This is a genomic window from Streptomyces sp. NPDC036764, from assembly GCF_055609385.1.
Map to the genome: position 1 here is coordinate 404,890 of NZ_JBVJPT010000003.1, position 12,729 is coordinate 417,618.

The 12,729-nt window shown below is 73.2% G+C and carries 10 protein-coding genes; 3 read left to right on the forward strand and 7 right to left on the reverse strand.

Annotated features, from left to right (window positions below; genetic code table 11):
• The first annotated feature begins 254 nt into the window (after positions 1 to 254).
• Both ACZ69Q_RS16810 and ACZ69Q_RS16815 read left to right on the forward strand, forming a co-directional pair.
• Positions 255 to 914, forward strand: a complete 660-nt coding sequence (locus ACZ69Q_RS16810) for an RNA polymerase sigma factor (RefSeq protein WP_471042118.1) — start codon at positions 255 to 257, stop codon at positions 912 to 914.
• Positions 911 to 2,011 carry a CU044_5270 family protein gene (locus tag ACZ69Q_RS16815; protein ID WP_471042120.1) on the forward strand — a complete coding sequence of 367 codons (1,101 nt, stop codon included), beginning with the start codon at positions 911 to 913 and terminating at the stop codon, positions 2,009 to 2,011. The genes ACZ69Q_RS16810 and ACZ69Q_RS16815 overlap by 4 nt, the downstream gene beginning before the upstream one ends.
• Positions 2,012 to 2,053: 42 nt before the next feature.
• On the opposite strand, the gene ACZ69Q_RS16820 is transcribed toward ACZ69Q_RS16815, so the two are convergent.
• The 4 genes from ACZ69Q_RS16820 to ACZ69Q_RS16835 all read right to left on the reverse strand — a co-directional run bounded on the left by ACZ69Q_RS16820 (position 2,054) and on the right by ACZ69Q_RS16835 (position 6,153).
• Positions 2,054 to 2,545 (reverse strand): universal stress protein, encoded by a 492-nt coding sequence (locus tag ACZ69Q_RS16820; RefSeq protein WP_471042121.1) that lies wholly within the window; start codon positions 2,543 to 2,545, stop codon positions 2,054 to 2,056.
• Positions 2,546 to 2,549: 4 nt separating this feature from the next.
• Entirely contained in the window at positions 2,550 to 3,809 is a 1,260-nt protein-coding gene (locus ACZ69Q_RS16825; protein ID WP_471042639.1) for an SLC13 family permease, read from the reverse strand.
• Positions 3,810 to 4,474: 665 nt separating this feature from the next.
• On the reverse strand, positions 4,475 to 5,146 hold the full coding sequence (locus ACZ69Q_RS16830) for an LmeA family phospholipid-binding protein (protein ID WP_471042122.1): 672 nt from the start codon (positions 5,144 to 5,146) through the stop codon (positions 4,475 to 4,477).
• Positions 5,143 to 6,153, reverse strand: coding sequence for a TetR/AcrR family transcriptional regulator (locus ACZ69Q_RS16835; protein ID WP_471042124.1), 1,011 nt, complete (start codon positions 6,151 to 6,153; stop codon positions 5,143 to 5,145). The genes ACZ69Q_RS16830 and ACZ69Q_RS16835 overlap by 4 nt, the downstream gene beginning before the upstream one ends.
• A 120-nt stretch (positions 6,154 to 6,273) precedes the next feature.
• Between ACZ69Q_RS16835 and ACZ69Q_RS16840 the strand changes: the two genes are divergently transcribed.
• Positions 6,274 to 7,965: an MFS transporter gene (locus tag ACZ69Q_RS16840; RefSeq protein ID WP_471042125.1), complete on the forward strand. Its 1,692-nt coding sequence runs from the start codon at positions 6,274 to 6,276 to the stop codon at positions 7,963 to 7,965.
• Positions 7,966 to 8,344: 379 nt separating this feature from the next.
• On the opposite strand, the gene ACZ69Q_RS16845 is transcribed toward ACZ69Q_RS16840, so the two are convergent.
• The 3 genes from ACZ69Q_RS16845 to ACZ69Q_RS16855 all read right to left on the reverse strand — a co-directional run bounded on the left by ACZ69Q_RS16845 (position 8,345) and on the right by ACZ69Q_RS16855 (position 12,628).
• Entirely contained in the window at positions 8,345 to 8,998 is a 654-nt protein-coding gene (locus ACZ69Q_RS16845; RefSeq protein WP_471042126.1) for a TetR/AcrR family transcriptional regulator, read from the reverse strand.
• Between the two features lie 65 nt (positions 8,999 to 9,063).
• Entirely contained in the window at positions 9,064 to 10,311 is a 1,248-nt protein-coding gene (locus ACZ69Q_RS16850; protein WP_471042128.1) for a sensor histidine kinase, read from the reverse strand.
• Between the two features lie 112 nt (positions 10,312 to 10,423).
• Positions 10,424 to 12,628 (reverse strand): MMPL family transporter, encoded by a 2,205-nt coding sequence (locus tag ACZ69Q_RS16855; RefSeq protein WP_471042129.1) that lies wholly within the window; start codon positions 12,626 to 12,628, stop codon positions 10,424 to 10,426.
• Between the last annotated feature and the right edge of the window lie 101 nt (positions 12,629 to 12,729).

Consider the following 12,729-nt stretch of genomic DNA (forward strand, 5'->3'; position numbering starts at 1 on the left):
AGGCCCGACCTGACCAGGATGGGGCCCTGGGGCGGGAGTCAGCGGCGCCGGGCACTGACGCAAGTGGCGTGGACGCGGCCCGTATTGACGGCGCCGTCGGAAGGACCGGCTTGGTCTGACGGCGCTGTGCGCCGGGTCCGAGACCCCGGCCCCGGAACTCCGGATCGATCGGCCGGGATAGATTCCCGGCATGTGGCGCAGCTCACGGGAAGCAAGTACGCCGTGCCGGACAGCTCATTGAAGTGAGCACTCATATGCGAACCCGGGTACGGGCCGGGGAATCGAGCGCGTTCGCGGAGCTCTTCGACAGCTACGCCCGCGCGGTCTACAACCACGCCTTCCGGCTGACCGCCGACTGGTCCGTGGCCGAGGACGTGATGGCCGCGACCTTCCTGGAGGCCTGGCGGCTGCGCGGCAAGGTGGACCCCGAAGGCGGCTCGCTGCGGCCGTGGCTGCTGGGCATCGCCACCAACACGGCCCGCAACCAGTACCGCAGCAACCGCCGTTACCGGGCCGCCGCCAACGCCGCCGCCGCTGCCGAGCTGTCGGTGCCCGACCACGCCGACGAGGTCGCCGACCGGGTCGACGACCGGCACCGGCTGACGCTGGCCCTGTCCGCGCTCGCCAAGCTGCGCAGAGCCGAACGCGAGGTCGTCACGCTCTGCCTGGGCGAGGGCCTGGACTACGAGGCCGCCGCGCAGGCGTTGGGAATCCCGGCCGGCACGGTGGCCTCCCGGCTGTCCCGGGCCCGCAAGAAGCTGCGCGCGAGCGCCGAGGACGCCTCGGCCGCCCGCCCCTCGGTCAGGACGCCGTACGAAAAAGTTCGCGGAAATCGGGAAGCCGGCCGGCCCGCCCGACAGACAAGAGGTGATCACACGAGCGTGATCCGGCCCGCACAGGAGGGAAACCGATGAACGCGAACACGCCCCGGCCACACCCGGCCGACTGGGACCAGAGCACCTCCGAGCTGCTCTCGGAAACGGCGCGTGACCTGCCGTCGGGCCGCCACGAGTTCCACAAGGAGCGTCTGATGGCCCAGATCCACGACATGCGGCGCGACGAGCGCACCGAGACGCCGGCGCCCGAGCACAAGCGCCGCCTGCGCCTCCCGCGACCGGCGATCACGCTGCCCCTGACGGCGGTCGCCGTGGCGGCCGCGGTCGTCGCCGGGGTGTGGCAGACCGGCGGTGGCGGGGTCCGCGAGAGCGGCGTCGCCACCGGACCGGCGCTGACCACGCGGATCGGCGAGGCGACCACCAAGGGCATGCCCCAGCTCCTCGACCGGATCTCGCTGGCGGCGGCCGACACGTCCCACCCGGACGTCAAGCCGGGGCAGTTCATCTACGTCGAGTCCAAGACCGCCGACAGCTTCGTGAAGACCGTCGGCGACAAGTCCAGCCTCGCCAGTCACGCGCTGCACACCCGTCAGGTGTGGGAGTCGCCCGACGGCACCGAGGGCTGGCTGATCGACCCCTCGGTCAACGACGGCCCCGAGGGCGAGACCCTGAGCCTGCCCGACGAGCAGGGCAACACCCCGAAGGCGACGCTCAACGCACCCTCGTACGACTACCTCGCCCGGCTCACCACCGACCCGGACCAACTGCTCGCCAAGATCTACAAGGAGACCGAGGGGATGGGCAACACCCCCGACCAGCAGGCGTTCACCACCATCGGCGACCTGCTCGGCGAGAGCTACCCGCCGGCGGAGCTTTACCCGGCGCTGTTCAAGGCCGCCGCGAAGATCCCCGGTGTCGTCGTGGTCGACGACGCGGTGGACGCCGCCGGACGGCACGGGATCGCGGTGGCCCGGCTCGACGAGACCAGCGGGCAGCGCGAGGAGTGGATCTTCGACCGGAAGACGAACGTCTTCCTCGGCGAGCGCACCGTCCAGGTCCGCAAGGGCACCGGCACGGACGCCCTGATCACACCCGGCACGGTCACCTACACCAGCGCGATCATGCAGCGGGCCGTCGTCGACGAGATGAAGCAGACCCCGTCGCAGTCGGGCTGACACGCAACGCCCGCACTCCTGCCGCCTCTTCCTCGCGCATCCTCACCGGTGATGCGGCGGCGGGGGCGGCATGGTCGTCAGGTCGGGAGCGGGCTCGGGCCAGACCAGCAGCAGCGGGCAGGGGGCGTGGTCGACGACGAACCGGCTCGCCGGGCCGAGGCTGTGCGGGCCGAGGCGGGCGCGGTCGCCGTCGCGGGCCAGGACCAGCAGATCGGCGCCGTCCGTCGCGGCGACGACCTCGCGCTCGACACGGCCGGTGCGCTCGGTGCGGGTGCAGGGCCGGCCGAGGCGCTCGGCGGCCGCTTGCAGGAGGCTCTCGGCGGAGGCCGCGGCGAGGCTTTCGACGCGCGTGCCGGGGTCGCGCTCCGGGTGGCCGCGGCCGAGCAGCCCGGCGAACGCGCCGTGCGCGGCGTCCGCGACATCGTGCCCGGTGACGTGCAGCAGGACGATCTCGGCATCCTCGGGGGCGTGCGCACGCGCGGCGTCCACGCAGGCGGGCCAGGTGCCCTCGACGATCCAGACGAACACGGCCATGGGATCAGCCTCCTCCGATCACGGTCAACGAGGCCCACAGTGCGAGCACCGCGGCGCACAGGCTCGCGGGTACCGCGTACAGGCCGAGCCGCGTGAACTCCCGCAGCTCCACCTCCGCGTCATGGGCGTGGACGATACGCCGCCACAGCAGGGTCGCCAGCGATCCGGCGTAGGTCAGGTTGGGGCCGATGTTCACGCCGAGCAGCACGGCGAGGACGGCGCCGGGGCCGGAGCCGGAGGCCAGCGGCAGCAGCACCAGGACGGCCGGCAGGTTGTTGATGACGTTGGCCAGTACGGCGGCCAGCGCGGCGATCCCGAACAGCGCCGCGAGCCCGGTGCCGTCGGGGATCAGCCGCCCGAGGGCCGTGTCGAGCCCGTTGTCCACGACCGCGCGGACCACGATTCCGAGCGCCAGCACGAAGGCCAGGAACGGCACGGACGCGGAACTCACCAGCGCCTTCGGCGTCGTACGGCGGCGTAGCAGCGCCCGCACGGCGAGCACCGTCGCGCCGGCCAGGGCCGCCCAGGCCGGGTCGACGCCGAGGGCCGAGGTCAGCACGAACCCGGCCAGCGTGCCCGCCACCGTGAGCAGGGCGAACAGCGGCAGTTCGGGGGCGTCGCCGGTCGACGGGGCCTGCGCGCCGGCGTCCAGGTCGGTGGCGAAGAAGCGCCGGAAGACCACGTACTCGACGGCGATGGCGGCCACCCACGGCAGCGCCATCAGCGCGGCGAACCGGGTGAAGCTCAGCCCGCTGGCGGCGAACGCCAGCAGATTCGTCAGATTGGACACCGGCAGGAGCAGGGAGGCCGTGTTCGACAGATGGGTGCAGGCGTAGACGTGCGGTTTGGGGCGGGCCCCGATCCGGGCCGCGGTGGCGAACACGACCGGGGTGAGCAGCACGACCGTGGCGTCCAGGCTCAGTACGGCCGTGATCGCCGACGCGGCCAGGAACACCTGCGCCAGCAGCCGTCGCGGCCGGCCCGCCGCCGTCCGCGCCATCCAGGCCCCGCACGCCTGGAACAGTCCCTCGTCGTCACAGAGTTGGGCGAGGACGAGTACGGCGGCGAGGAAGCCGATCACCGGCCCGAGCCGTTCGGCCTCGTCCAGCGCGTCGCCCACCGAGATCGCCCCGGTGGCCACCACGAGCGCGGCGGCCGGTACGGCGACCACTGCCTCGGGCCAGTTGAAGGGCCGGACGACGGCGCAGACCAGCACGAGCACGAGCATGGCCACGGACAGGGTCTCCGCGAGCGGGGTGTTCAGCGTCGGGTCCTTCCGGGCATTGCGGGCCTTGCGAGCGGAGGCGGACGCCCCGCCGACGGCTCTCGCCGCAGGGTACTCCGAGGAGGTAAGCGCCCCCACGCCACGCGCGGCGCCCCCCGGTCGGCGGCCACCCCAGCGCCCGTACCCCGTGGGGGTCAACGGGCACTCGACGCACGGTGCCCACCCCAGCGCCCGTACCCCGTGGACGCGAGCGCGCCCTCGACCCGCGCGGCGCCCCACCCCCGGCCGACGGCTACCCCAGCGCCCGTACCCCGTGGACACGAGCGCGCCCTCGCCCCGCGCGGCGCCCCACCCCCGGCCGACGGCTACCCCAGCGCCCGTACCCCGTGGACACGAGCGCGCCCTCGACCCGCGCGGCGCCCCACCCCCGGCCGGCGGCTACCCCAGCGCCCGGGCCCCGTGGACGCGAGCGCGCCCTCGACCCGCGCGGCGCCCCACCCCCGGCCGACGGCTACCCCAGCGCCCGGGCCCCGGCGAGGTTGTCGTCGAGGGTGCGGCGGCAGTAGGCGAGATGGTCGGGGCCGTAGCCGCGCGGGCCGCACTCCACGACGAGGAGCAGGCCCAGGTACAGGTGGTACAGGGCCAGTCGGTGCCTGAGGGCGGGGGTGAAGTCGACTGAGTGGAACGCCGAGCGGTCGGGCCGCTCACGTCTCCTGGGGCCGGAAGGTGACCGAGCGGCCGGTGAATTCGGCGTCGAGGCCGTCGGGTGTGGTGGTGACCGAGCGCAGGTGCAGGCCGTCGGGGATGTTCCGCAACCGGATCGGCCGCTCGAAGATCTTGTCGAGGATCGCGCTCCCGGCGGCGGGCAGCGAACCGGCCGTGACCGCGAAGTCCTTGAAGGCGATGCGGTTTCCGGAGAGGGCCGAGACGGTCGTGGTCACTGTGGCCTCCTGCCCCAGCGGCAGGAGGACGACCGCGCTCACCCGACCCGGGCGGTCGCCCTGCGAGATCTCCAGGCCGAGTGCGTCGGACAGGGCCGGGTACGACAGGAAGGCGCTCGCCCGCGCGCTGCGGGCCCGGGCCTCGCTGTCGTCGTCGGACTTCGTCAACCCGTCGAGCCGGAGGGAGAGTTCGGACACCGGCAGCGGGCCGGTGCTGCCGCGAGCCGGTATGTCGTGGGCGGTGACGTCGACATGGCGCAGGGTGCCGGAGGCGGCCTGCGTCACGACCGGGAAGCCGCGCACCTCGACCTCCGGCGGCTCGGGCGTGCCCATGCCCTGCTGGAACGCCTTCGCCGTACGGGACTCGATGCGCGCGGCGACGGCACGGTCGACAGCGACGGGGACGAGGGCCAGCGCGATGAGGGCGGCGGTCACCAGGGCGAGTGATCGTCGCCGGCGACCGGGGCGGGGCCCGGGGACGTACGGCTCGGCGGGCTCTTCGCGCGCGGAATCGTACTCGTACTCGTACCCGTACTCGTATCCGCGTTCCTGGGCGTGAGCGTGGTCATGGTCGTATGCGTAGTCGTCGTGTCCGTGCTGGATGCGGCGCATGGGGTGCCCTCCTCGGTGGGTCGGTCCTCTGGTCGTGGTGTCGGTGGGGCCGTGGTCAGTGGTGTCGGTGGGGCCGTGGTCAGTGGTGTCGGTGGGGCCGTGGTCAGTGGTGTCGGTGGGGCCGTGGTCAGTGGTGTCGGCGGGGACGTGGTCAGTGGTGTCAGTGAGGCCGTGTGGGCGCCGGGAGGCGGCCGGGGTCGTGCAGGCGGCGCACCGTTGCGGCGGCGGCGGAGCTGTCGAGCCCGGCGGCGATCAGCGCGGAGGTGGCGGCGCCCGAACCGTCGTCGGTCCCAGATCCCGGCGTTGACGGTGCCGAGGAGCGCGAGCAGATGGGCCTCGATGGCGACGCTGAGGGGGCCGGGCGGGACGACGGTGTGGAAGACGCCCCGGCGCTGACCCTCGGCGAGGATGCCGGCGACGGTCTCGCGGGCCGGGGCGAGGAGTTCGCTCACCTGGCCGGGGCCCAGGTCCTGGCGGGCGAGGCCGATCAGCGTGCGATAGGCCTCACCGACCGGCCAGAGGGTTAGGACGAAGCGGGCCAGGGCACTCGCGGGGCCTGAGCCGGTGCCGGGGCCGAGTGCGCCCGCGTCGGCCACCGCCTGCCGTACCGCCCGCACCGCCTCCTCGGCGAGGCCCTTCACCAGTGCCGCGCGCCCCGCGAAGTGGGTGTACAGGGTGCGCCGCGCGACGCCGGCGGCCGCGGCGATGTCGCCGAGGCTGCTGTCGGGGTTGCGGCCCAGTTCCCGCAGGGCCGCGTCCAGGATGCGGGCGCGCGTGGCACGCGTCCTGCGGCGCTGTAGTGCGGGTGGCCGGTCGGTCGGGCTGCTCACGGCGACACCTCGGTGCGAAGGGGGGTTCAAGGGGGCTGGCCGAGATATTTGCACATTGACGAGCAAGAAACTAGTCTGCTCATCGATGTGCAATTAACTCGCAGCCCCCTGGGAGTCCCCGTGCCCTTCCTTGCCAACACACCCGTCGAGAAGATGACCGGGCCGTACACCCGGCGCTGGTGGGCGCTGCTCGTGCTGTGCCTGAGCCTGCTGATCGTCGTCATGGCGAACACGTCGCTGATCGTGGCCGCGCCCGACATGACCCGCGATCTGGACCTGAGCAGCAGCGACCTCCAGTGGGTCATCGACGGCTACACCGTCCCCTACGCCGCGCTGATGCTCGTCCTGGGCGCGATCGGCGACAAGTACAGCCGCCGCGGCGCGCTCGTCACCGGCCTGCTGGTCTTCGCGGGCGGTGCTGTGATGGGCAGCCTCGTCGACGAGACCGCCCTGGTCATCACCGCCCGCGCGGTCATGGGCGTCGGCGCCGCCGTCGTCATGCCGGCCACCCTGTCCCTGCTGGTCGCGACGTTCCCGCGGGCCGAGCGCGCCAAGGCCATCACCGCCTGGAGCGCCACGTCCGGCCTCGCCATCGCGGTCGGCCCGCTGGTCGCCGGCTGGCTGCTGGAGGACCACGCCTGGGGCTCGACCTTCCTGATCAACGTGCCGATCGCGATCGTCGCCGTCGTCGGCGCGCTGGTCCTGGTCCCGCCGTCGAGGGCTGAGGGCATGGGCCGGATCGACTACGTCGGCGGCCTGCTGTCGATCGTCTCGATCGGCTCCCTGGTCTACGCGACCATCGAGGGCCCGCACTTCGGCTGGGGCACCGGCGCGATCGCCGCGGCCGTCGTCGCCGGGGTCGGTCTCGTCGCCTTCGTGGCCTGGGAGCTGCGGCACCCGAACCCGATGCTGGACGTGCGCAAGTTCCTGCTGCGCCCCTTCACCGGCTCGATGATCGCGGTGCTGTTCTTCTTCTTCGGCACCTTCGGCGCGATCTACTACTCCACCCAGTACCTCCAGTTCATCCTGGGCTACGACGCGCTGGAGACCGGCGTACGGCTGCTGCCGCTGGCGGGCGCGGTGTTCCTCGGCGCCGCCGTCACCGGCAGGCTGACCCCGAAGCTCGGCGTGAAGGCGATGGTGGTGACCGGCATGGCCGTCGGCACCGCCGGTGTCCTGCTGCTGACGCAGATCGACAAGGGCTCGGTGTACACGGACTTCCTGGCCCCGATGATGATGCTGGGGTTCGCGATCGGCCTGAGCGTCTCCCCCGCCACCGACACCGTCATGGGCTCCTTCCCCGAGTCCGAACTGGGCGTCGGCGGCGGCGCCAACGACACCTCCATGGAGCTGGGCGGCTCCCTCGGCATCGCGCTGCTGGGCTCCCTGCTCGGCACGGCCTACCGGGACGAGCTGACCGACCTGGTCGGCGGGCACCTGCCGGCGGCGGCGCTGGACACGGCCAAGGACTCGGTGGGCGCCGGACTGGCGGTGGCCCAGGAGGTCGCGAAGAACCCGGCCGGCGGGGCCCAGCAGGCCCAGGCCCTGGTCGACGCCGTCCACGAGGCCTTCGCCCACAGCGTCGCCCAGACCAGCCTGATCGGCGGGATCATCATGGCCGCCGGCACGCTGATCGTCCTCGCGGTCCTGCCGGGCCGCCGGGCGGCACAGTCGCAGGAGACCGGGTCCGGTACGACCGATGAGTCCGGGTCCGGCACGACCGATGAGTCCGGGGAGTTGCGGGAGTCAGAGCAAGTGGCGGAGCCGACCGAGCCGACCGAGCCGCAGGAGGCACGCTCGGGCACCGCCTGAGCGGCAGCCGCCCCGGAACGGGCCGTGCCTTGAGCGGCGCACGGCCCCGGACGGTGCCGGGAGGGGACGCCCGGCACCGTCCTTCCTCCGTCCGGCCCGGTCCGCCCCCGCACCCCAATCAGCCCTCGGCGACCAGCGCTGCCCCCGTTCACCTCTGCGCCCCACTCAGCCCTCGGCGACCAGCGCCACCCCGGTCCGCCCCCGCACCCCAATCAGCCCTCGGCGACCAGCGCTGCCCCGGTTCACCTCTGCGCCCCACTCAGCCCCCGGCGACCCGCACCACCCCGGTCCGCCCCCGCACCCCAATCAGCCCTCGGCGACCAGCGCCACCCCGGTCCGCCCCGGCACCCCGCTCACTCGTCGGCGGCCTGCGCCCCGCTCAGCCCTCGGCGCCGTGCGCCGCCTCCGCGGGCGGTGTGACCGCCTCGACCACGGACTTCGCCCGCTCCTCCGGCACGCCGGTCGCGATCAGCGTGGCGACGGCGGCCCGTGTCCCGTCGTCCTCCAGCAGCCCGGCGTTGACCGACTCCAGCAGCGCGACCGTCATCGCCTCGAGGCCCGCGCTCATCGCCTCGGCCGGCAGATGCGTGTGGAAGACGCCGTCACGCTGCCCGCGCTCCAGGATCGCCGTGGCCGTCGCGCGGGCCGGGGCCAGCACCTCGGCCACCCGCTGCACGCCCAGGTCCCGCTTGGCCAGCGACAGCAGCAGGCGGTAGCGATCGCCGACCGGCCACAGCGAGAGCACGAACCCGGCGAACGCCCGCTCGGCCGGTTCGGTCTCCGCGAACGCCGCACCCTCCGTCAGCGCGCTGCGCAACGCCTCGGACGCCTCCTCCGCGAGGGCTTCGAGCAGCGCCTCACGGCCCGGGAAGTGGCCGAACAGGGTGCGTCGTACGACACCCGCGGCCCGCGCCAGCTCCTCCAGCGTGACGTCCGGGTTCCGGCCGAGCTCCCGGCGGGCCGTGGCCAGGATGCGCTCCCGGTTGGCCCGCGAATTGCGCCGCAACGGCTCGCGGGCGACGGGCTTGGTCACGGGAACCTCGATGGATCGGATGCGGATGGGCGTACGCGGATTCTCGCACGCGGGTCCCGCACCCCTCATGCGGTCGACTCCTCCTGCCCGGCGCCGTGCGGCTGCAACGGCAGGGCGGTCATGACCTCGAAGCCTCCCTCGGGGCGGGGGCCCGCGTGGAGCTCGCCGCCGATGGACTGGGCGCGCTCACGCATGCCCATGACGCCGAAGCCGTGACCGTCCGCCGTCGCGGAGAGGACGGCCCGGGTGGTGGCGGGGCCGTCGTCGGTGACGGTGATCTGGAGGCGGGAGCCGGAGTAGGCGAGCCGTACGCAGGCGGCTTCCGTGGTGGCGTGCTTGGTGACGTTGGTCAGGGCCTCCTGCACGATGCGGAACGCGGTCAGGTCCACGCCGGGGGACAGCGGCTGCGGCTCCCCTTCCGTGGCGACGGTGACGATGACGCCCGCGGACGCGCAGGCCGACACCAGCTCGGGCAGCCGGGCCAGTCCGGGCGACGGTTCCAGCGGCGCGGAGTCGGGGTCGCCGTTCTGCCGCAGCAGACCCAGCGTCGCCTTCAGCTCGCGCAGCGCCGAGGAGGTGGTGCCGGTGAGGTCGGTGAGAATCATCTGCGTCTGCTCCGGGTTGGTCAGCGCCAGGTGGGCGGCCGTGCCGGCCTGGGCGTTGGCCAGGGCCATGTGGTGGGCGACGACGTCGTGCAGCTCACGGGCGATGCGCATGCGCTCCTCGGTGACCCGCAGCCTGGCCTCCTCCTCGCGGGTGCGTTCGGCGTGCTCGGCACGGGCCTGCACCGCCGCCAGGTAGGCACGCCGCAGCCGGGTCATGTTGCCGGCGGCCAGGGGCAGCAGCAGCCAGAACAGCGGACCGATCGTCCTGAGCAGCAGCGACACATGCTCCATGGAGTCGGAGATCGCCGCCGCGACGATCACCGCGACCAAGGTGGCGATGCCGTAGGCGCGGGTGGTCCTGCGGTCCGTGAGGACGGCCAGCCAGTACAGCGCCGCCATGACGGGGGCCAGCAGGAGCGGGGTGAGCAGGTAGCCGAACGCGACCACGACCGCCGCGCAGAGCGCGGACACGACGACCGCGAAGCGTGGGTGTGTGCGGTGCTTCAACAGCGCGAGGCAGGCCACACCGAGGAGGACGGTGGCGGTCCGGTCCTGACCCGGCGGCGCGGCGCCGGGCAGGGTGAGCATGCTGCCGAGGGTCGCGCAGCCCATCAGGGCCATGACCAGCACCGCGTCGACGACGAGGGAGTGGCGGTCCGCGAAGTCCTCGACGCGGTGGGCGTAGCGCCGCTCCGGGCTGGTGCTCATGGTGCTCTCCGGTCGGTGGGCTGGGTCCATGGTGTCCGCGCCGGCCGGGAACGACCGGCGGGACCGCCCGTGTCCTTCGTCACGGACGGTCCCTGTGGGGTGGACGAGCCGGTCAGGTACGCGCCACTTCCAGGTCGGCCGGTGCGGGATCCGGTGCTTCGGACCGGCGGCTGAGCGCCTCGCCCTCCACGTCGACGCGCGGCACGATCCGGTCCAGCCACTTCGGCAGCCACCAGGCCTTGTCGCCGAGCAGGGCGAGCACGGCGGGCACGATCGCCATCCGTACGACGAACGCGTCCAGCAGCACGGCGGTGGCGAGCCCGAACCCGATCATCTTGATCATCGAGTCGCTCTCCCCGATGAACCCGGCGAACACCGCGATCATGATCAGCGCGGCGGCCACGACCACGCGGGCACTGTGCCGGAAGCCGGACGTCACCGCCTGAGCGGCCGGTTCACCGTGGACGTACGCCTCCCGCATCCGCGAGACGAGGAAGACCTCGTAGTCCATGGCGAGCCCGAAGACGATGCCCACCAGGAAGATCGGCATCAGGCTCATGATCGGCCCGGTCTGCTCCACGCCCAGCAGTTCGGCGCCGTGCCCCTGCTGGAAGACCACGACGACCGCTCCGAGGGAGGCAAGCACCGACAGCAGGAATCCGGCGGCCGCCTTCAGCGGGACGAGCAGCGAACGGAAGACCACCAGCAGCAGCACGACCGCGAGGCCCACCACGACGCTCAGATACGGCACCAGCGCGGCCTGCACCTTGTCGGCGATGTCGATGTTCATTGCGGTGGTGCCGGTGACCTCGAAGGTCGCCCCGGTCTGGGCCTCCGTCGCAGGGCGCTCGTCCCGGATGGTGGTGACCAGGTCCTTGGTCTTCTCGTCGGTCGGCGCGGTGGAGGGCACGACGGAGAAGACGGCGGTGTCGCCGGCCTCGTTGAAGCGGGCGGGGGAGACGGACACGACCCCCTCGGTGCCGGCGATCTTCTCGGAGACCGTGGTGACGGCGCCCTTGGCGTCGCTGTCGCCCTTGGCGTCCACGACGACGGTCAGCGGCCCGTTGAAGCCCGGCCCGAACGCCTCGGCGAGCGCGTCGTAGGCCCGCCGCTCGGTGGTGGACGTCGACTTGGCCTCGTCACCGGGCATGCCTAGCTGGAGCTGGGTCATCGGCACGGCGAGCGCGCCTAGGCCCACGACGCCGAGGAGCAGCACCGGTATGGGCCGGCGCAGCACGAACCGCGCCCACCGGGTGCCGCCGTTGCTCTCGGCGCCCTCCTCGATACGGCCGCTCTTGCGGGCCCGCCTCGGCAGTACGGCGTTGGGCCAGAAGCCGAGGACCGCGGGGACCAGCGTCAGCGCGATGAGCACCGCGACGACGACCGCGCCCGCCGCGGCCAGGCCCATCTTGGTGAGCATCGGGATGCCGACGACCGACAGGCCGGCGAGCGCGATGACGACGGTGAGCCCCGCGAAGACGACCGCGGAACCGGCCGTACCGGCGGCGAGTCCGGCCGCCTCCTGGGGGGTGCGGCCCTTGGCGCGTTCCTCGCGGTAGCGCGAGACGACGAACAGGGCGTAGTCGATGCCGACCGCGAGGCCCAGCATCATCGCGAGGGTGCCGGTCGTGGTGGACAGGCCGAGCGCCTCGGACAGGACGAGGATGGTGGCCATGCTGACGCCGACGCCGACGACGGCGGTCAGCAGCGGCAGCCCGGCGGCGGCCAGCGAACCGAACGTGACGAGCAGGACGACGGCGGCGATCGCCATGCCGATCACCTCGGCGGCCCCGCCCGCGCCGCCGCCGTCGTCCATCGCGCTCCCGCCGGCCTCGACGGTCAGTCCGCTGTCGCGGGCGTCGTCGAGCGCCTTCTCCAGATGGCTGCGGCTGGCGTCGGTGAGGTCGTTGGAGGCGACCTTGTAGGTGACGGTCGCGTACGCGGTCGTGCCGTCCTTGCTGACGGCCTTCGCCCGGAACGGATCGACGGCGGCGGCCACTTGCGAGCCGTCGCCCAGCTCGGCCACGGCCTCCTCGACGGCCTTCTTGTTGGCGGCGGCGGTGACCTTCTCGCCGCCCGGCGCGACGAAGACGACCCGCGCGGTCGCGCTGTCGGCCGTCGCCCCCGGGAAGCGCTCCTCCATCAGGTCGAACGCCTTCTGGGACTCGATCCCCGGCATGGAGAAGCCCTCGTCGGCGGCTCCCGGGGCCTTCAGCGCGCCCAGGCCGACGGCGGCCAGGACGGCCGCCCAGACCAGGGCGACGTACCAGCGCCGCCGGAAGGCCAGACGGCCCAGTCGATACAGGAAAGTTGCCACGGCAGGGGGTCTCCACATCTGGGACTCGAACGTGTGCCCAGGCTCTCGGGGAGGGGGGTGCCGTGTCGTCGTGCGGCTGCCGACAATCGCCGGTACTGAGA